Consider the following 20,196-nt stretch of genomic DNA (forward strand, 5'->3'; position numbering starts at 1 on the left):
ACGTACATTTGAGTTAATAATTCATCCATATTCTTAAACCTCATTCGAGGTACATATTAGCTTTAGCTTATATGTTCAAATAAAATTTAACCAAAAACTCATTGCTGTCTAATACTAGTCACGGCCAGCAATACCATCACTATAATATTAATATAAAAATTCAGTTATGAACACTAGAAATTCAAGAAATCGTAGTTCCAGAGGGAATTCAGATTCATCAAGTAATTTAGAAGAAATTTATCAATTAGGTTATGACCATGGTTATAACGATGCATCACAGGACGAAGAATATGATGATGACTTCTCAGAGTATGAAGATTACTTTGACGAAGACTATGATGATGAAGATGAGGATTACGATGACGACTATGATGAAGATGAAAATTACGACGACGATGATGAAGATTACGATGATGACGACGATGATAATAGAGGAAGAGGAAGATCAGGAAACGGAAACCAGCAGAGAGACAACCAGGGAAGATTTACTTCCGGAGGTGGTAGAGGTGGTTCTCGTGGAGGATCAGGACGTGGTTCAGGTTCAAACTCTGGCTCAGGAAGAGGGAGAAATTCGGGAGGATCAGGGGGATCAGGTTCCGGAAGCAGAGGCAGGTCATCGAGAGGTTCATCAAACTCAAACAGTGACAACTACGATCGTAGACACGATAATCCGGGAAGACCAAGAGGAAGCAGAAACGGAGGCGGAAGATCTTCAGGATCAGGCTCTAGCTCAGGTTCAAGTTCAAATTCAGAAAGATCCGCATCAGGTAGCGGCAGAGGCGGCTCAAGATCCGGAAACAACGGCGGTTCAGGTCGAAGTTCAAATTCAGGCTCCGGCTCAGGATCATCAAGAAGAGGTTTCGCTTCAATGAGTAAGGCTGAACGTACGAGAATTGCCCGTATGGGCGGACAGGCCTCTCATGGAGGCGGAAGATCTTCAGGTTCGGGCAGATCCGGATTTGGCGGCAGACGTAATAATTCATAATTCTTTTTCCACGATTACCTCTTTATTGATTAAGTAAAGGGGTAATCTTTTAAAACCAAACACCACATTCACATTATGGCAACTAAAACGCTAGACAACAAAGACAGCAGTACTACAGGTACTTCATCTACAACCACAACTGGTTCATTAAAAAAAACAGCATCTGTTGATAATGCTACTGTAGATAAAAACGAGATGAAAAATTCTCCTTTACATAAATTTTTTGTTTCTGCTCTTAAAGATATTTACTATGCAGAAAATGCTATCATTGAAGCATTGGAAAAAATGCAGGAAGCAGCTACTACAGAGGAGCTGAAAGAAGCATTCGAAGATCATCAGCTACAGACTCAAAAACATGTAAGCCGTCTTGAAAAGATATTTAAACTTATCAATGAAACGCCTGAAAAAAAAGAATGCAAAGCCATTAAAGGAATCATTGAAGAAGGCGAAGAGATAATAAAATCTACAGAAGAAGGCTCTATGACTCGTGATGCCGCTCTCATTATTGCGGCACAAAAAGTAGAACATTACGAAATTGCAACCTACGGGGGCCTGGCACAGCTGGCCATCACTATGGGACACGATAAGGCAGCAGATCTCCTGGAAAAAACATTGCAGGAAGAAGAAGACACCGATTATGATCTGACGGAAATTGCCGAAACCTACATCAATTTCGATGCGGAACAGGAAGATTAAACTTGAACATAAAGCCATGTAGAGCTTCTCTATATGGCTTTGTTCATTTACAATATTCATATTTAGGTATGTGAATTGCAATAAAATTATAAAAGCTTGAACAGGAACCAAAGAGCTCAGGAAGATACTTTTTTATCTTTTCTTTAAAGACTCGTACTAATTTGAAAAATATTTAAAAACAACAAATGAATTAATAACTTCTTAAAGAGAAAATTATTACACCCAACAAATATTAAGAATTATGAAAGACAAGAAACCAACCAATGAAAAGCTTAACCAGCTGGAATCTCACATGACCTCCAATGAAAATAAAAAACTGACCACCAATCAGGGACTGAAAATCAATAACAACCAAGATTCCCTGAAAGCTGGTGACAGAGGGCCTACTTTATTGGAAGATTTTATTTTAAGAGAAAAAATTACGCATTTCGATCACGAAAGAATTCCTGAAAGGGTAGTCCATGCTCGCGGATCCGGTGCGCACGGAGTTTTTAAACTTACAGAAAGCCTTGCAAAATATACGAAAGCAAAATTCTTAACCGAAGTGGGAAAGGAAACTCCTGTATTTGTAAGATTTTCTACCGTTGCAGGAAGCAGAGGAAGTACGGATCTGGCAAGAGACGTGAGAGGTTTTTCCGTAAAATTCTATACAGATGAAGGCAATTATGATCTTGTCGGGAATAATATGCCGGTATTCTTCATTCAGGATGCCATCAAATTTCCGGATCTTATCCATGCCGTAAAGCCTGAACCGCACAACGAAATACCACAGGCACAGTCTGCTCACGATACATTTTGGGATTTTATTTCTTTAATGCCGGAAAGTATGCACATGATCATGTGGCTGATGAGTGACAGGGCAATCCCAAGAAGCTTTTCAAGAATGGAAGGATTCGGGGTACACTCATTTAAATTCATTAATGATGAAGGCAAAGCACATTTTGTTAAATTCCATTTTAAACCAAAACTGGGCGTACATTCAGTTGCCTGGGACGAAGCACAGAGAATTTCCGGAGTAGATCCTGATTTTCACAAAAGGGATCTTTGGGAATCTATAGAAAACGGTGTTTTCCCGGAATGGGATTTCGGCGTACAGCTTATTCCTGAAGAAGATGAATTTAAATATGATTTTGATCTTCTTGACCCAACCAAAATTGTTCCTGAAGAAGTCGTACCAGTGCAACTTATCGGAACTTTGACATTAAATAAAAACCCGGAAAACTTTTTCGCAGAAACAGAACAGGTCGCTTTCCATCCAGGACACATTGTTCCGGGAATCGATTTTACGAATGATCCGCTACTTCAGGGAAGACTGTTTTCTTACACAGATACTCAGCTGATAAGACTGGGAGGTCCTAATTTTCACGAAATCCCGATCAACAGATCTATAAATGTGGTTCACAACAACCAGAGAGATGGCCACATGAGACAGCAGATCGCCAAAGGTAAAGTCAGCTACGAGCCAAACTCGATCGGCGGAGGATGTCCTTTCCAGGCGATGATGAAAGAAGGAGGTTTTGTATCTCAGGAGGCGAGAGTTTCCGGGGCTAAAGTAAGAGAACGAAGCCAAAGCTTTGTAGATCATTATTCGCAGGCCAAATTATTCTACAATAGCCAGTCGGCTCCCGAAAAAATGCACCTTCAGAATGCATTGATCTTTGAGCTTTCTAAAGTTACAATACCAGAGATAAGAGAAAGAATGGTAAGTCTGCTGAATTTCGTTGATAAAGATCTTGCCTCAAAAGTTGCAGCAAAATTAGGCGTGGAAGTGAAAGAACTTAAGTTCCCGAATCAAAGTATTCCGGCGGATGCCGATCCTTCAATATTACAGAGTGAAGAAAGAGAACCTGATACTAAAATCTCAAAAGCGCTAAGTATGCAGAATACTGTTAAAGACACCATTATGGGTAGAAAAATAGGTTTTATTATGGCAAATGGCGCAGATGCAGGAGCCATTAATGATCTAAAAACCAAACTGGAAGCCGGAAATGCAGTCGTAGAAATTATCGGAACAAGTATGGCTCCTGTAAAAACGGATGACGGATCTTTACTTACTCCTAAGCATTCTTTAACGAGCAATGCCAGCGTTTCTTTTGATGCACTTTATATTGCGGCAGGAGAAAATTCTACCAAAGAGCTTCTCAATCCGGAAAATAAACATCATGCATTAAATTTTGTCAACGAAGCTTACAAACACTGTAAAGCTATTTACTTCGGAGAAGGAACCGAACCTCTTTACATGAACAGCAATGTAAGCACGAAAAGTCATATCGATCCTGCCATCATTGTTGCTGAAGACGAAAATCCTTCAGATAAATTCATTACAGCTATTGCCAATCACAGAGTCTGGGATTTAGAATTGGAAAGAAATGCCCAAAATTAATCAGATATAAACACACTTTACACCACACTAAATATTAAAATTATGAAAGCAGCAGTTATCCACGGACCGGGACTCATCAAATGCGATACGGTCGACGATCCGATTATTAAAGATTCTCGGGATGTTATTTTAAAAGTTACCTCAACAGCTATTTGCGGAAGCGATCTGCATATGTATTCAGGGGGAATTCCCCAGGCAAGGCCTATGGTTATGGGGCATGAATTCATGGGAATTGTTGAAGAAGTGGGACAACACATCACCAACCTTAAAGTAGGAGACAGGGTAGTGGTACCATTCCCGATTTCCTGCGGAAGCTGCTATTTCTGTCAGCATGATCTTCCGACGGCCTGCGAACACAGCAACCCTGAGCATTATGGCCCGGAAGGCGGGATTCTTACCGATAAAGGAGGAGCCCTTTTCGGTTATTCAGATCTCTATGGAGGTTATGACGGTGGCCAGGCACAATATGTAAGAGTTCCTTACGCTCATTTTGGTCCTAGAAAAGTTCCGGATAACCTTACTGATGAGCAGGTTTTATTTCTCACTGACATTTTTCCGACCGGCTACACAGGAGTAATGTGGGGCGAATTAAAAGGTGGCGAAACGGTGGCCATCTTCGGAGCCGGACCTGTAGGTTCAATGTCTGCAAAATCGGCAATTCTGCACAATGCAAAAAAGGTAATCGTTGTTGATACCCAGCAGTACAGGCTGGATCAGATTAAAAACCTTACAGGCTGTGATACGATTTTATGGGAAGATGGCCAGAATGTGATCGATCAGATCCGTGATATGACAGATGGGAGAGGAGCAGACCTTTGCATCGATGCAGTAGGCTTTGAACCGGACAGAAATTTGATAGACCGTGCGAAAGCCGTGATCAATTTTGAGAAGGGTTCTATTAAAGTTTTAGAGGCCTGCATGAGCGCCGTAAGAAGAGGCGGAATCGTTTCTGTACTGGGAGTTTACCCTGTAAACTATGATAATTTTAAACTTGGACAGATTTTTGATAAAGGAATTACTATAAAGGCCGGCCAGTGCAACGTTCATGCGATCATCGATGATTTGCTGGATCATGTACAGAGCGGCAGGGTACAACTGAATGACATTATTACCCATCGTCTGTCTTTAGAAGACGTTTCTAAAGGTTACGAAATCTTCGATAAGAAACAGGACGGATGTGTAAAGGTTGTTCTTGATCCGTGGAAGGCTTCAAGTCTCTAAAAAATACACACAAACACATAAATATTAGAATTATGGAATTTCAAAAAAATCTTCTGGAGTATATCAGCCAGTCTTTAATGACCACAGACGAAACCATTTGCGTGGTGGAAAGCGTTACATCAGGCTGTTTACAATTAGCTTTCTCACAGATGCCGAATGCCTCCATGTTTTACAAAGGCGGGCTTACCGCTTATACTTTGCAGGAAAAAGTAAGATTACTGAATGTAGATGCCCATGAAGCAGAAGAATGCGACTGCGTTTCAGAAAATATTGCAGAAACAATGGCGCTGAATGCAGCAAAGCTTTTCCAGTCGGATTGGTCGATTGCTACAACAGGATATTGTACACCAATACGCAATTCTTCTTATAAAATCTTTGCCTACTTTTCATTTTCTTATAAAGGCGAAATCGTTTTAACAAAAAAATTGGAGCTGCATCCTAAAACACAGGCACTGAATGCACAGCTGTATTACACAGAGTTTATTTTGGGATGTCTTAAAAGTGAAATAAATCAACTGTTAATTTTAAAGTAAGAATGATGAACAGGAAAAATGAATATGCGCTGATTACGGGAGCAACCAGTGGGATCGGCTATGAGCTTGCTAAACAATTTGCAAAAAACGGTTATGATCTCGTTATGGTTGCCCGGAATCATGACGAACTGAAAACAAAAGCAGATGAATTTAAAAACTATGGCGTTAATGTAATTACCATTGCTAAGAATCTCTTTATTGAAGAAGATGCCTATGCTTTATATTCAGAGTTGAAGCTAAACGGAATTAGTCCTGCAATTCTCGTAAATGATGCCGGACAGGGTGTGTATGGCAAATTTCAGGATACCGATATTCACCGGGAAGTTGATATTATTAATTTAAATATTGTTTCTGTTATTATCCTGACAAAAATGTTCTTAAAAGACCGCCTACCCAAAGGATCAGGGAAAATCCTGAACCTTGCCTCGATTGCAAGTAAGGCTCCCGGCCCCTGGCATTCGGTGTATCATGGAACAAAGGCATTTATTCTATCCTGGTCTGAAGCGATACGTGAAGAACTTAAGGATTCAGGAATTACGGTAACGGCTTTACTGCCGGGACCTACAGATACAGATTTCTTTAACAAAGCCGACATGAATGAAAGCAAAATTCTGGAAGATAAAGACAATCTTTCTTCGCCCGAAGAAGTTGCTATTGACGGATTCAATGCTTTAATGAATGGTGATGACAAAGTAGTTTCAGGCCTAAAAAACAAACTAACCGTAGCCATGTCGAATATCGCAACAGACAGTATGGCTGCACACAGAATGGCAGAAATGCAAAAACCGGTAAATGAAAAGTAGATGAGTATGGGGAATTTAAAATTAGAAAATAAAACTGTCCTGATCACTGGAGCAGACAGCGGAATCGGTAAAGCGGTCGCTTTACTTTTCGCAAAAGAAGGCGCAAATATTGCCATTATTTATTATTCTGATGATAAAGACGCAGAAAAAGCAAAATCAGAAATAGAAGGTTTAGGAAGAAAAGCGGCCATATTTAAAGGAGATGTTAATGATTATCAGTTTTGCGAAGAAACTACTCAAAAAGTGGTTTCGCAATTCGGAGGCATTGATATTTTAGTGAATAACGCCGGCGTGCAGTTCCCTGCAGATAATATCATTGATCTTGAGGAAGAAAATATCCGAACAACTTTTAATTCTAATATTATAGGAATGATTCTTCTTACTAAAGTTGTTTTTCCTCATTTAAAACAGGGAAGCTCTGTTATTAATACGACTTCAGCAACAGCCTACCAGGGCCATGAGCAGCTTTTGGACTACTCGGCGACAAAAGGGGCTATCGTTTCCTTTACCCGTTCGCTGGCATTACAGTCTAAACCCAAAGGAATCCGTGTCAATGCCGTGGCGCCGGGTCCGGTAGCAACACCATTAACCAAAGAGACTTTCGGAGAAGAAGAAGACGATCCGAACAAACCACCTTTCGAAAGAAATGCAACCCCTGAGGAAGTGGCTACCAGCTATCTGTTCCTTGCAAGTGATGATGGGGCTCAGATCACCGGACAAGTACTTCATCCTAATGGAGGCCTTGTTGTGAATGGATAATATTTTAAAAACAAAAAACATTTGTGATTATGAAAACAACCACTTTAGTTTTAGGAATTTTAAGCATGTTCGCATTTTCATCCTGCAGATGCGGGTTTGATGAGGACGAACCGAAAAACAAATACGACAACAAGAATTCCGACAGCAATAAAGCAGAAAGCGACACATTGCAGATTAAATAAGTTTAACGAAAATTCTAATTCATGTACAGAGACGGAGCAAGAAAAAGTATCTGGCAGGAAGAAATCAGGAAATTTTCCTCGGAGGCCGACCTTCAACAGCTCTACGATGTAGCAGTAGTCGGGGGCGGTATTACCGGGGTTTCCACTGCCTTGAAGCTGCAGCAGGCCGGGAAAAGATGTATTCTTCTGGAAGCTGCCAATATTGGTTTCGGAACAACCGGAGGAACAACCGCACACCTTAATGATTTCTTTGACACCACTTTTAAAGAGGCAATTAATGATTTTGGGTTAGATAACGCAAAACTCTTTGCCAATGTAGGGCGGGAAGCTATTGGTATCATAGAAAGCAATATTCAACACTTTGGTATTGACTGTGATTTTGAAAGAAAGACAGCCTATCTTTTTGCTTTGGATGAAAAACAACAGAAGCAGCTGAAAGATATTGCGGAAGGCGCTTCAGAGGTAGGCCATGAGATGACGTATGTAGAAGATATTCCTTTTCCGATTCCGTTTAAAGAAGCGGTGCGTATTCCTGACCAAGCACAGTTTCATCCTATAAAATATATTAAGGGATTATGTGAAGCTTTTCTCAGCCTGGGAGGGGTGATCCTTGAGGAATGCCGTTGTGAAAGCCATGATGAGCAGGACGATTATGTTGTTTTGGAAACATCAAAAGGTGAAATTAAAGCCAAAAATGTTGTTTATGCCACTCATATTCCTCCTGGTCTTAGTGTTTTACACATCATCAACTCACCTTACAGAAGCTATGCCTTAGCTTTCAGCCTGAAAGACGGAAAATATCCGGAAGATCTGGGATACGATCTCATCGATCCTTATCACTATTACAGAGTTCAGGAAATTAACGGACAGAAACTACTGATCGCCGGTGGTGAAGACCATAAAACCGGTCATGAAGAAGATACCGGAGAATGCTTTTCAAGGCTTGAAAATTATGTCAGAAAATATTTTGATGTAGAAACAGTATATTACAGCTGGTCAAGCCAATATTATGAACCTGTAGACGGATTCCCCTATATCGGTAAACTTCCGGGAAGTGACGGGAAAATATTTACCGCAACAGGGTTCAGAGGAAACGGAATGACATTGGGAACCATTTCTTCACAGATTCTTTCAGATTTAATTATTAAAGGAGAAAATACATATGAAGACATTTTCAGTCCGTCACGCATCAAGCCGATTGCAGGCTTTGCTGATTTTGTGAAAGAAAATGCGGTGGTAGCCTACGATTTTATTAAAGATAAACTGTTTGCCGAAAAGATCCATTCGCTTTCAGAAGTAAAAGAAGGACAGGCAAAAGTGGTGAAATACGAAGGGGAATCCTACGCTTTGTATAAGGAAACGAACGGAACCGTACATCTGGTGAAAAGCACCTGTCCGCACGCCAAATGTGAAGTGAGATGGAACAGTGCAGAGCTCAGCTGGGATTGTCCGTGCCACGGGTCACGATTCAATATCAACGGAAAACTGCTTACAGGACCTACTGTGAGAGATCTGCCGCGGGTGGATGCCGATTCGGGAATTTAATCTTTGAAAATATGTCTAAAAAAGGATTTTTATATCGAAACAGTTTAAGTATTGTCCTGATCATCTTTATGATCTGCTGTCTTTCCGCACAGTTTTTTACAGGTTGGAAAACAGAAAATAAGGAACTCATGGAAAATGGAAGTGCTGCATTAAGTTTAGGACAATACGTTTATAGCGGGCATTTCATACAGGCTACATTTGAAAACTGGGAAAGTGAGTTCCTGCAGATGATGCTGTATGTGTTATTGACGGTTTCACTTCGTCAGAAAGGTTCAAGCGAATCTAAATCTTTGGACAAAGAAGAGGATGTCGATAAAGAACCCGTACCGCATGCCGATGCCCCATGGCCGGTAAAAAAAGGCGGTATATGGCTTAAGATGTATAAACATTCCTTATCAATGGCTTTTGCCGTTCTGTTTATTATCAGTTTTTCGCTTCATTTCTATGGAAGTCTGAAAGAGTATAATGAAGAACAGATCTCAAAAGAAAAGCCAACCATCAGTGCATCACAGTACATCACGGAATCCCGTTTCTGGTTTGAATCTTTTCAGAACTGGCAGAGCGAATTTCTCGCCGTTGCCTCACTGGTGATTCTTTCGATCTGGCTGCGTGAAAAAGGTTCTCCGGAATCTAAACCTGTGGATATGTCTCACGATGAAACACCTTAGTTTCCTCAATTCATTACATTATAAAACAGGCTGCATCGATGTGATGCAGCCTGCTCTTTTTTCGTAAATTTACTATTGTTAAATTTTTGCTTTACCTTCAACACCGTCGGAATTATCGGTAGTATTGCCGGTAACAGCCGCAGTCACAAAGTTCATCAGACTTACCAGCTTGCCAACTTTTGTATCCCAATAATAAGATTCTCTTGGCTCTACGCGGATAATCGAAACATTAGGATCATCTTTACCGTCTTCAAACCATGCTTTTGCCATTGGCGACCATTTGTCCTCAATGGTTGAACGGTCTTTATAAATGGTAGCATCTCCGAAAACAGAAAGATACTGATAGTCGCCATTGTTCATAAAAAACAGCTGGACTCTTTTATCATCTTTAATTTCAAAATTCTTGTTGCTTGTATCGCTGCTGATGAACCAAAGATTTCCTTCCTCATCCGTTTCCTGTAAAGACATCGGTCTCGAATTGATTGGCAGTGTATCCAATTCTGTACAGAACATACAGATTTTTGCACTTTCGGATAGATCTTTGATTTTTTTTACAGCGTCGTGGTGTGTAAGATTTTCTGTTGACATAATATTATATTTTAGTGATTGGATAATAAAAAGTACTGATTACTATTCAAAAATCCGACCATAATGAACGGTGTGTTCAAAATTTACATACAATTAAGTAAGCAACATTAAGCAGAAGTCCATAAAAAATTATTAGATTAAATTTAAATATTCTCTTAGCTTGAATCCCTGCTGGTGCTAGTGTCCCGCTAGTGTCCTGTGATACCTTTCCCTTAGAAAGCGAGAAGTACGAGCGAGACGTTCGCACTAGCGGATATAATACAATGATGCGGAGGTATTACAAAAAACCTGCGCAGGTTTTGCTTAACGGGTGCTTAGGTTTTGATCAAAAGCTGCCTAGGTTTTAGGTAAAAGGTGCGCAGGTTTTAATCGAAAGGTTGTTGGTTATTTTTTTACATTACAGCAAGGACTTCGTATTTACTCTAAATTATTTCTGATTCTGAAACTTTCTCAGTATTTTTACTGAAGTTTTTAATTAAATATAAAATGATCCAGTATTTAGATAATATTCATCACAAAGATTCAAAAAACTTTTTTTCTTATTGCAGGTCCGTGCATTATCGAAGGCGAAGATATGGCACTTAAAATCGCCGAAAAGGTAGTTGAACTGACTAATAAATATAATATTCCTTATATCTTTAAAGGAAGCTTTAAGAAAGCCAACCGAAGCAGGGTAGATTCGTTTACGACAATCGGAGAAGAAAAATCTCTTGAAATTCTTAAAAAAGTAGGGGAAACTTTCAATATTCCTACAACAACTGATATCCATGAAAATGAACATGCGGCTCTTGCTGCTCAATATGTGGATGTATTGCAGATTCCTGCATTTCTCGTTCGTCAGACAGATCTTCTGGTAGCTGCTGCAGAAACAGGAAAATGTGTGACTTTAAAGAAAGGACAATTCCTTTCTCCGGAATCCATGAAGTTTGCCGTTCAGAAAATTACGGATTCCAACAATCAGAAAGTGGCCATTATCGAAAGAGGGAATTCATTCGGATATACAGATTTAATCGTGGATTACAGAGGAATTCCAACCATGAGAAATTATGCTCCTGTGATTCTTGATGTAACTCATTCTTTACAGCAGCCGAATCAAAGTTCAGGGGTAACGGGAGGCAGACCTGATCTTATCGAAACCGTTGCAAAAGCCGGAATCGCAGTAGGCGCCGACGGAATTTTCATCGAAACACACCCAACTCCGGAAACAGCTTTATCAGATGGTGCAAACATGCTGAGACTTGATCTTCTGGAAGATCTGTTGCAAAAATTAACCAGAGTAAGAGAAGCGATTCTTTAATTTATTCTTTTATTCTTATTAAACGTTTGCAGCTATCTTAACAAATGTTAATAAAGTTTAAATAAGTTAAAATAAAATTTATATATTCACGTTTGAAATTCTAAAACATTTCTTTTGAAAAAACTAGTTTTACCATTGAGCCTTATGGTTCCTGCATTAGTATTCTCTCAGGTAAGAAAAAAGAAGGATACGATGAAAACCGCAACGATTGAAGAGGTGGTGTTTCAGAAAAAGATGACAGGAAGAACCAATGATCTTACCACTGTGAAAATTTCAGCGAAAGATGCTCAGAATGTAGCGAGCATTTCCGGAGGTATTGAAGGAATTATCAAAACCTTACCTTCTGTAAACTCAAATACAGAGCTTTCTTCACAGTATATGGTTCGTGGCGGAAACTATGATGAAAACCTCATCTACATTAATGATATTGAAATCTACAGACCTTTCCTGATCAGGAATTCCCAGCAGGAAGGTTTAAGTATTATCAATCCCGACATGGTGTCCACCGTGAATTTCTCTGCAGGAGGTTTTGAGCCGAGATATGGTGATAAAATGTCATCAGCATTAAACATCTACTATCGCGAACCCGAAAAATTTGAGCTTTCAGGAGAAGGTAGCTTAATTGGCGGAAGACTGACTACGGGTTTCGCAGCAGGAAAAGATCAGGAAGGTAACAGAAAATTCACCGCTTTATTTTCAGGGAGATACAGAAATACAAACCTTGTTCTCAACACTTTAAAAGAAGATACAGACTTTAATCCTAAGTATATGGATTTTCAGACGTATCTCAATTATCATTTCAGCCCGAAATTGACATTGTCTTTTATAGGATATTATTCCAAAAATGATTATGAAATGATTCCTAAAGAAAGGGAAGTAGACTTTGGAAGTCTTCAACAGCCATTAAAGCTGAATGTAAATTATCAAGGTCGCGAAGATGATAAGTATAAAAACATGATGGGAACGGCTTCCATCAATTACAAACCTTCAGACAAATGGAGGTTTACCCTTGATGCTTTCGCTTATCAAAATCGTGAAAGAGAGTACTATAGTATTGCTTCTGCTTATGTTTTACAGACATATGATCCTATAACAGGAGATCCTGTGACTTCATACGATGCGGCCGGACAAATAGAACATGCAAGAAACGATTTATATGTAAAAACTTACGGAGCGCAGTTCAGAACTCGTTTTTCGCCAAACGTCAATACGGATATCGAACTGGGATTTAAATATGAAAAGGAAAATTTAAAGGATCTTACCAACGAATGGAAGTTGGTTGATTCTGCAGGATACAGCCTTCCTCACGAAGAATTTATAGTTCCCAGAGATGCCGGAGATCTGCAGCTGATGTATAATATTGCAGGTAAGAATCATATTCAGCCGACGAGATTTTCTGCCTATGCACAATATTCTCAGAAGTTTTTCTGGGGAAGCAGTAAAGTTTTCCTGAATGCAGGTGCCCGAGTTGCCCATTGGAGCTTTAATAATGAAACGATTTTCTCACCACGCGCACAGTTTGCTATCAAACCGGATTGGGATACTGATATGTTATTCAGACTTTCGGGAGGAGTTTACTATCAGGCACCATTTTATAAAGAAATAAAAGACCTTGATGGAAATTTCAACTCTTCTATAAAATCTCAGCGATCCATTCAGGCTATTCTTGCCAATGATTATGAGTTTTATATGTATGACAGACCTTTTAAACTGACAACGGAGCTTTATTACAAGAAAATGAATGATCTGATCCCGTATTATATGGATAATGTCAGAATTCGTTACACAGGTAAGAATAACGCTTCAGGATATTCATACGGAATTGATACAAGACTTTTCGGAGAGTTCGTTCCGGGTGTAGATTCCTGGCTTTCGGCAAGTTATGCAAGAGTATTTGAAAACATCGATGATAAAGGAAATATTCCAAGGCCGACAGACCAAAGGTTCAGATTTGCGATGTTCTATCAGGATTATATGCCGGCATTTCCGCAAATGCGTGTCAATCTTACATTAACCTATGCGATGGGACTTCCTACAGGTGCACCGGTACTCACAGATCCTTATCAGTACCAGAAAACTTTGCCTTCCTACAAAAGGGTAGATCTTGGACTTTCTTATGCGTTTATAGATCCTAAGGAAAAAAAGGAGGATATGGATTTTGGGGTAATTTCGATGAACTGACTTTAGGTGTGCAGGTTTTCAATGCATTTAACATCAGAAATACAGTAGCCAACCAATGGATTACGGATGCGAATACCAATTATATGTATCCTGTTCCGGTACGTCTTACAGGAAGATTCTTTAATGTAAAGCTTGAATTTAAAATTAAATAACTAAGGTCCTCCTTTAATATAAACGCAAGGAACTTCTGATATTCAGAGGTTCTTTTTTTGATAATTCTTTAACAACAATACGAAATTTTATACCATAAGCTCAGTATATATTTTTAAATTTGCTTTAAATAAATTATAAAGAAAAGTAGATATGAAAAAATATATCATTACGGCCGTATTCTCTATATTATCAACAATTTCAGTCTCTGCACAGACAAAAAAAGATGCAAAAATTTCCGGATTGTATCATAATTATATTGCCATAAAATCTGCTCTTGCTTCTGATGATGTTAACAAAGCCTCACTAGCAGCTACACAATTCATTAAAACATCTTCCGAAATCAACAATAAAACGGTTTCTGAAGCAGAATTGAACAATCTGCGAAAAGATGCCAAAATAATTGCCGGCTCTAAGAATATTTCCGCACAGAGAGAATCTTTTCATAAACTATCGGATAATATGATCGGCTTGGCAAATGAATTTAAATTATCACAAAATCCGGTTTATGTGCAATATTGCCCAATGGCAGACGGAAGCTGGCTGAGTGACGAATCTAAAATTGTAAATCCATATTATGGAAAGTCTATGTTGTCTTGCGGAAAGGTAAAGTCAACAATTAAATAAACTATCGTAAATTACTTATAAAAAGTCTTTTATATCATTAAAATCAACAATAACTTTAGACAGTATTTTGAAAAAAATTATAAAGAAGTCCGACTTGGGCTTCTTTTTTATTTTAAAAAAATTCAATATCGTCAAATAAAAAAAGACGGAGTCTGAAAATCAAACTCCGCCAATATTTTTAACTTAAAAATTATTTACCTAAATAAGATTTTAAGATCTTACTTCTGGTATTGTGTTTCAATCTCTTGATCGCTTTCTCTTTGATCTGACGTACTCTCTCTCTCGTAAGGTCGAAAGTTTCACCGATTTCTTCTAAAGTCATAGGATGTTTTCCGTTCAAACCGAAATACAATCTTACAAGATCCGCTTCTCTTGGAGTCAGCGTATTCAATGCTCTTTCGATTTCGATCTGAAGAGATTCGAGCATCAGATCTTTATCCGGGCTTGGAGATTCTCCTGAACGTAATACATCATAAAGATTGGAATCTTCACCTTCTACCAAAGGTGCATCCATAGACAAATGTCTTCCGGAGTTTTTCATCGATTCCTTGATATCTTCCTCGCTCATATCAAGAACTTCAGCCAATTCTTCCGGTGAAGGAGGTCTTTCATTTTCCTGTTCAAGGTGAGCGTAAGCTTTATTGATCTTATTGATCGATCCGATCTTGTTCAATGGTAATCTTACAATTCTTGACTGTTCTGCCAAAGCCTGTAAAATCGACTGACGAATCCACCAAACTGCGTAAGAGATAAATTTGAAACCTCTAGTTTCATCGTACCTTTTTGCCGCTTTCATCAGTCCTAAATTACCTTCATTAATTAAATCCGGCAAAGAAAGACCCTGATTTTGGTACTGTTTGGATACCGATACTACGAAACGAAGGTTGGCTTTGATTAATTTTTCCAGCGCAGCTCTGTCGCCCGCACGGATTCTTTGTGCCAATTCTACTTCTTCGTCCGCAGTGATTAGTTCCACTTTACCAATTTCCTGCAAATACTTGTCTAATGAAGCAGTTTCCCTGTTGGTTACCTGCTTAGTGATTTTTAATTGTCTCATCTATTTATTCCTCAAAAAAGAGTTTGTATATATTATACGTATGAGATATTAAAAAGGTTACAACCTTTTCAATAATTTTTTATTTAATTAAATTGGATATGAAAAATTAGTTGTAAATTATCGCTCTTGTGATACGAATATCTTTTTCCTCACCCTAAATCCCTCTCCCGAGGAGAGGGACTTTTTAAGAATGCTGCTGTAATGGGAGAGGTCTATTTATTTGTTCTTTCAAACTGCCCTAGTTTCAACGAACAAAAAAAAGCGGAACCAAAGCTCCGCCTATATATACTTAATCGAAAAGTAAATCTTACTTTGGATTAATCATTAATTAACTAAAAAGATCATTCAGCCATTTTGCAAGTCTCAAACCTCCTGACAAAAGCTGTCTTTCCATAACGTCATTGAATTTGTACTGATAATCGTAAGACAGTTTAGAATCCATAGGGGTTTGTGCATAGATTTTGTTAGCAATTTTGTGAGAATCATATAGCCAGTCCTCAAGCGTTCCTTTCTGGATCTGTTTCACTTCATCGTTGGATTTAATGTCGAGAAGTTTTGCATACTCTGTATAGCTGTATTTTTGAGAATCAACCAGTTTTCCATCCCATACAGAGTGAAGGTTTGTTTTTTCTCCGAAATAGGTAACATTAATTTTATTTCCTCCTAAATCATCAGCTCTTCCGACATGCATTGGCTGTGCAAGATCTCCCATAATGTGGATCAGGAAGATTAAAGCAATTTTTCTGTCTTTTTCGGAAGTTTTTTCATCTTTGATCTGGCTGGATAGAACCTTTACCTGAGTATATAAACTTGGTCCGGCCTGAGCTTTTAGTTTCCCTTCAAAAACTTTGAAATCAGTTTGTGGATCGATATTTACATAATGCCAGGCTGAAGCCTGTTTCCAGGCACCGGTAGTATCAGATTTAATAAAATCCGGCCAGTTTGCCCAGTAAGCAAGCCTTTCTCTTCCCATCATTTTTTTAATCTCCCGTCTTGCCTTTCCGGAAAGATGGTTCTCCGCAATTTCTGCAATAATTCTGTGTCCCGTCAATCCCCACGCATATGAATAAAGTGAAGATGCGATAAATGCTAAAATCAGAATTTTAGAATAAATACTTTTCATTGTACATAACATTTTCAGGGAGCAAAGATACAGTTAATTTTAAGGTTAAGATTAAGGTTGAGAGAAGGATTGGAAAAATTTAATTAAATCTTAATTTAAGTGGAGAAGGTTAAAGGTTGAGGCTAAGGCTAAGGCTAACATTTAGTCAAGTTGTGACACTGATTTATTCATATCATCTCATTCTCAGGCTCAGTCTTAATCTTAACCTTATTTTTATTTTTTTCTTCTTTTACTCATAATTATTTACTATTTTTAGAATAAAATTAAGGTAAAAATATTTTTTCAATATTTTGAGATATACTATTTTTACAGCCAAAATCACAGCGAACACTATGTATGAGAATAATATTGTAGAAATGCATTACAATAAACTGCAGACAGATTTCAAAGCGGAAGCTGTCGCAGTGAACCTCTTGAAATATCACAGAGCAGTAAGCAATATTTTTATCGAAAGAATCGGGATCAACGACCGTGCTTATCTTAAGGATATAAAAAGTATAACAAGCGATTATCTGGGTTTCGATGAAGAGGTTTTCACCATAGAAACCTACAGAGAAGGTATTTACGACTACCTTCCGGAAGGTCTTTTCCATCCGCCGTCGCTTGGTGCCACAAGAAAAAATGTGGAAAGCGTTGTAAGGGAAATCCGTAAACAGAAAAGGGTAGAGGAAGATGCAAGAAAGTTTTTCAAGCCTTTTGAGCTGGAAATTTTTTTTACAGAAATCGGAGCTTTACTTAAAGAATATGACTTTGATATTTCCAGTGACACCGATGCCCTGCTGGACACGATCAGCGAACTGTGGCCTCTGATCAAAATGATGGACAAGCAAAATGCTTATGTTTTCATCTATATCTTACCGTTTTTTCATCAGATCCGGGGAGATAAATCGTGGTTTGAAAGATGTATGTCTGCTTTTCTGCAAATTCCTGTTAAGGTAACTTTTGCTCCCAATATTATTGACGGTATAGAGGAAGACGATTCCATGCTGCTGGGAAATTCAAGGCTTGGCGTCACCTATATTCCGAGTGGAGATCACATGGACGGACAGCGAAACTGGGTCATAAACATCGGGCCTATCCCTTATACGGAAATGAAAAAGTATATTGACGGAAGTTCTTTCCGGAAGGTTCTTCAGGCCATGTATGATTATTTTCTTCCGGTAAGCGTTGATATTGAGGAGAATTTCATCACCGAAAAACAGGAATATTCTTTCGCTCTGGAGGATGATGGGAGAAATGCAAACCGGCTCGGATACTCTACATTCCTCTGAAAATTTTTAACTATATTTACTTCACCAATTAAAAATATTAATTCGAAAAAGACACATGGAAATTTCTTCAGTAAAGGGAATCTTTTTAAGGTATATTTTAATGCCTTTATTTGCGGTAATTATGATGGTAATTCTTGGAATTATCAGACGAAATAAGCCTGCCATAAAGATTAAAACCATTATCATATACGTTCTGTTGTGCAGTTTGTGTCTTGCCATTCCGGGAATTTTCGGTTTTGCAGGGAATTTGTTCAATCCGTACTGGTATCTTATTGCACAAATTATTTATATTATTCTGGGAATTATACATGTAAATCTTTCCGACAGATATTTTAAAAAACATTTTAATTCTTTAACAAAAAGCATTCTGTTTGAGTCGATATTATCGATTACATGCGTTGGTTTGGGAGGATATCTGTTTTATCTGATATTTAACTGGATAAGCAGAGGAACGGGTTATCCGATAATGGCAGCCACCAGTATTCTCACATTTCTGGTTCCACTTGTTTTTCATTACTGCTATATCCAGCTTATAAGTATTCCGGTAGACATCTATAAAACCTGGAGATATTCGCCAGACCAGAGACTTCCTGATTTTGAAGGTGCAGATTTCGACAGATTAATGGTACTTAATGTTGAGCTAAGCAAAAATCTTGAAGATGCCAACAGATTCAGAATTAAAGCTAAAACATTACCGACAGGAGTAACTTTCGGCGACTGGTTTTACAGGGTGGTGGATGACTATAATCACAAGAATCCCAATTCCATCATTCATTTGTCGGATCAGGAGAGAGAGCCTTATTACTGGATTTTTTATACTAAAAAGTCATTCTTCAGCTTTAGAAAATATATTGATTTCGATCAGGATATCACAGAAAACAGGATTGCCGAAAACGACGTCGTTATCTGCAAAAGAGTAATCCAGCACGAAGAGGAAGGAGTAAGAAGAACACCATCACACACAGTTTAAAAATATTGAATATGATACAGCCTATTAAGCATTTTGCCATCAATTGGGTTGACGGGATGAAGGTTTCCCAGAGACATCTTAATGATCAGGATAATTTTTTAATCGATACCATCAGAGATGCCAACTCATTGGCAATCACGACATATAATTATGGGCTTTTGCCTATTTCGAATGAATTTACGGACCGTACGATTTTTGATGTCCACAATACGGCAACAAACGATGTGCAGCTGGTAATCAAGCACTGTAGCGCCGTAACACTTGCCGGTTACAGAATTGAGCTGAACGATAGAAGAGTCAGCGTAAAATCGTTGGCAAAAATGATGAATGATGAGCAGGCAGACGGAGATTATTATATTTTAATTTCCGTAAATCCTTTTGATAAAGTGCCGTTCGGGGATATTGATCCTGAAGAAATTCCGCCGCGCCACCCGAATACGCAACCTAATCATCACATTGAACTTCTTCCTGTAACATCTCTGAACAGCAGCTATTCCGGAGGAAATTATCTGATCATAGGGAAAGTAGACCTTAAAGGAAATATTGCACAGGTTGATTCTAATTTTATTCCGCCATGTACTTCAATTCAGAGCCATCCGGCGCTGTTGGATTATTACAATAATTTTGCGAAATCCATCGGAAATCTTCAGCAATATGCTTTTAAAATTGTTCAGAAGTCTTCTCATAAAAATCAGAATACGGCTTTGGCTCAGAATGTTAAGTTCCTGTGTAATACGATGATCAATACATTCGGAGATATGTATTTCCAGTTCAGGAATATTACACCTTATCAGCCGCCGGTATTTCTGATCGAATCTTTTGCAAAACTGGCGCTTCGTCTGTATAATGCCACTCAGGTTCTGGTTCCTGCAGAGTTGGAAGAAATGCTTAATTATAGTCTTGAATGGAGTGAAATTGCCCCTCATACCTTGCTTAATCAATTATCAATCGTAGCCGAAACCAATTATGATCATCACAATTGTGGCGAACCATTGCTATACATTCAGCAGATGCTGAGAAGCCTTGAAACCATTTTCTCTAAATTGAGCGAGCTGGATTATATCGGCCAGAGAAAAGAAAATATCATCGTCAACGAACAGGAAGTTTCAAACAACAACAATCCAAAAAGAGGTTGGAGTGTTTTAGATTAAAATAAA

Annotated in this window: 17 protein-coding genes and 2 pseudogenes; 16 read left to right on the forward strand and 3 right to left on the reverse strand. The window is 38.6% G+C overall.

Annotation, left to right across the window (positions count from 1 at the left end; genetic code table 11):
- The first annotated feature begins 166 nt into the window (after positions 1-166).
- The 10 genes from AAHI02_RS02535 (at position 167) to AAHI02_RS02580 (ending at position 9,775) form a co-directional block, all read left to right on the forward strand.
- Entirely contained in the window at positions 167-985 is an 819-nt protein-coding gene (locus AAHI02_RS02535) for a KGG domain-containing protein (protein ID WP_346985311.1), read from the forward strand.
- Positions 986-1,060: 75 nt separating this feature from the next.
- Positions 1,061-1,681 carry a ferritin-like domain-containing protein gene (locus AAHI02_RS02540; RefSeq protein WP_346985312.1) on the forward strand — a complete coding sequence of 207 codons (621 nt, stop codon included), beginning with the start codon at positions 1,061-1,063 and terminating at the stop codon, positions 1,679-1,681.
- A 241-nt stretch (positions 1,682-1,922) separates the two neighbouring features.
- Positions 1,923-4,064: a catalase gene (locus AAHI02_RS02545; RefSeq protein WP_346985313.1), complete on the forward strand. Its 2,142-nt coding sequence runs from the start codon at positions 1,923-1,925 to the stop codon at positions 4,062-4,064.
- Positions 4,065-4,106: 42 nt separating this feature from the next.
- Entirely contained in the window at positions 4,107-5,285 is a 1,179-nt protein-coding gene (locus AAHI02_RS02550; RefSeq protein ID WP_346985314.1) for a zinc-dependent alcohol dehydrogenase, read from the forward strand.
- Between the two features lie 32 nt (positions 5,286-5,317).
- The gene (locus AAHI02_RS02555; RefSeq protein WP_346985315.1) at positions 5,318-5,818 is read left to right on the forward strand and encodes a nicotinamide-nucleotide amidohydrolase family protein; all 501 of its coding nucleotides are present in this window, start codon (positions 5,318-5,320) and stop codon (positions 5,816-5,818) included.
- 2 nt (positions 5,819-5,820) lie between these two features.
- Complete coding sequence (locus AAHI02_RS02560; protein WP_346985316.1) at positions 5,821-6,621, forward strand: SDR family oxidoreductase; 801 nt, start codon at positions 5,821-5,823, stop codon at positions 6,619-6,621.
- Positions 6,622-6,627: 6 nt separating this feature from the next.
- Complete coding sequence (locus AAHI02_RS02565; RefSeq protein ID WP_346985317.1) at positions 6,628-7,380, forward strand: SDR family oxidoreductase; 753 nt, start codon at positions 6,628-6,630, stop codon at positions 7,378-7,380.
- Between the two features lie 29 nt (positions 7,381-7,409).
- Entirely contained in the window at positions 7,410-7,562 is a 153-nt protein-coding gene (locus AAHI02_RS02570) for a hypothetical protein (RefSeq protein ID WP_346985318.1), read from the forward strand.
- 21 nt (positions 7,563-7,583) lie between these two features.
- Positions 7,584-9,107, forward strand: coding sequence for an FAD-dependent oxidoreductase (locus AAHI02_RS02575; protein WP_346985319.1), 1,524 nt, complete (start codon positions 7,584-7,586; stop codon positions 9,105-9,107).
- A gap of 11 nt (positions 9,108-9,118) precedes the next feature.
- Positions 9,119-9,775, forward strand: coding sequence for a DUF6766 family protein (locus AAHI02_RS02580; protein ID WP_346985320.1), 657 nt, complete (start codon positions 9,119-9,121; stop codon positions 9,773-9,775).
- 78 nt (positions 9,776-9,853) lie between these two features.
- Here AAHI02_RS02580 and AAHI02_RS02585 read toward each other — a convergent pair whose 3' ends face one another.
- Positions 9,854-10,363: a pyridoxamine 5'-phosphate oxidase family protein gene (locus AAHI02_RS02585; RefSeq protein ID WP_346985321.1), complete on the reverse strand. Its 510-nt coding sequence runs from the start codon at positions 10,361-10,363 to the stop codon at positions 9,854-9,856.
- 486 nt (positions 10,364-10,849) lie between these two features.
- Between AAHI02_RS02585 and kdsA the strand changes: the two are divergent.
- The 3 genes and pseudogenes from kdsA (at position 10,850) to AAHI02_RS02600 (ending at position 14,618) form a co-directional block, all read left to right on the forward strand.
- Positions 10,850-11,660 (forward strand): annotated as a pseudogene (gene kdsA, locus AAHI02_RS02590) (3-deoxy-8-phosphooctulonate synthase).
- Positions 11,661-11,774: 114 nt separating this feature from the next.
- Positions 11,775-13,993 (forward strand): annotated as a pseudogene (locus AAHI02_RS02595) (TonB-dependent receptor plug domain-containing protein).
- Between the two features lie 151 nt (positions 13,994-14,144).
- Positions 14,145-14,618, forward strand: coding sequence for a DUF3347 domain-containing protein (locus tag AAHI02_RS02600; protein ID WP_346985322.1), 474 nt, complete (start codon positions 14,145-14,147; stop codon positions 14,616-14,618).
- 190 nt (positions 14,619-14,808) lie between these two features.
- On the opposite strand, the gene AAHI02_RS02605 is transcribed toward AAHI02_RS02600, so the two are convergent.
- Both AAHI02_RS02605 and AAHI02_RS02610 read right to left on the reverse strand, forming a co-directional pair.
- A complete protein-coding gene (locus AAHI02_RS02605) occupies positions 14,809-15,675 on the reverse strand; it encodes an RNA polymerase sigma factor RpoD/SigA (protein WP_002979276.1) in 867 nt (288 codons plus the stop codon).
- Between the two features lie 328 nt (positions 15,676-16,003).
- Positions 16,004-16,798 (reverse strand): S1/P1 nuclease, encoded by a 795-nt coding sequence (locus tag AAHI02_RS02610; protein ID WP_346985323.1) that lies wholly within the window; start codon positions 16,796-16,798, stop codon positions 16,004-16,006.
- 332 nt (positions 16,799-17,130) lie between these two features.
- Here AAHI02_RS02610 and AAHI02_RS02615 point away from each other — a divergent pair, with 332 nt between their 5' ends.
- From AAHI02_RS02615 to AAHI02_RS02625, 3 genes are read left to right on the forward strand one after another with little or no spacing between them, the layout of a single operon-like run.
- The gene (locus AAHI02_RS02615; protein ID WP_346985324.1) at positions 17,131-18,069 is read left to right on the forward strand and encodes a type VI secretion system baseplate subunit TssG; all 939 of its coding nucleotides are present in this window, start codon (positions 17,131-17,133) and stop codon (positions 18,067-18,069) included.
- Positions 18,070-18,124: 55 nt separating this feature from the next.
- Positions 18,125-19,039, forward strand: coding sequence for a TssN family type VI secretion system protein (locus tag AAHI02_RS02620; protein ID WP_346985325.1), 915 nt, complete (start codon positions 18,125-18,127; stop codon positions 19,037-19,039).
- Between the two features lie 11 nt (positions 19,040-19,050).
- Positions 19,051-20,190: a hypothetical protein gene (locus AAHI02_RS02625; RefSeq protein WP_346985326.1), complete on the forward strand. Its 1,140-nt coding sequence runs from the start codon at positions 19,051-19,053 to the stop codon at positions 20,188-20,190.
- Positions 20,191-20,196 lie beyond the last annotated feature (6 nt).

Source organism: Chryseobacterium sp. POE27, from assembly GCF_039727685.1.
Classification (GTDB): domain Bacteria; phylum Bacteroidota; class Bacteroidia; order Flavobacteriales; family Weeksellaceae; genus Chryseobacterium.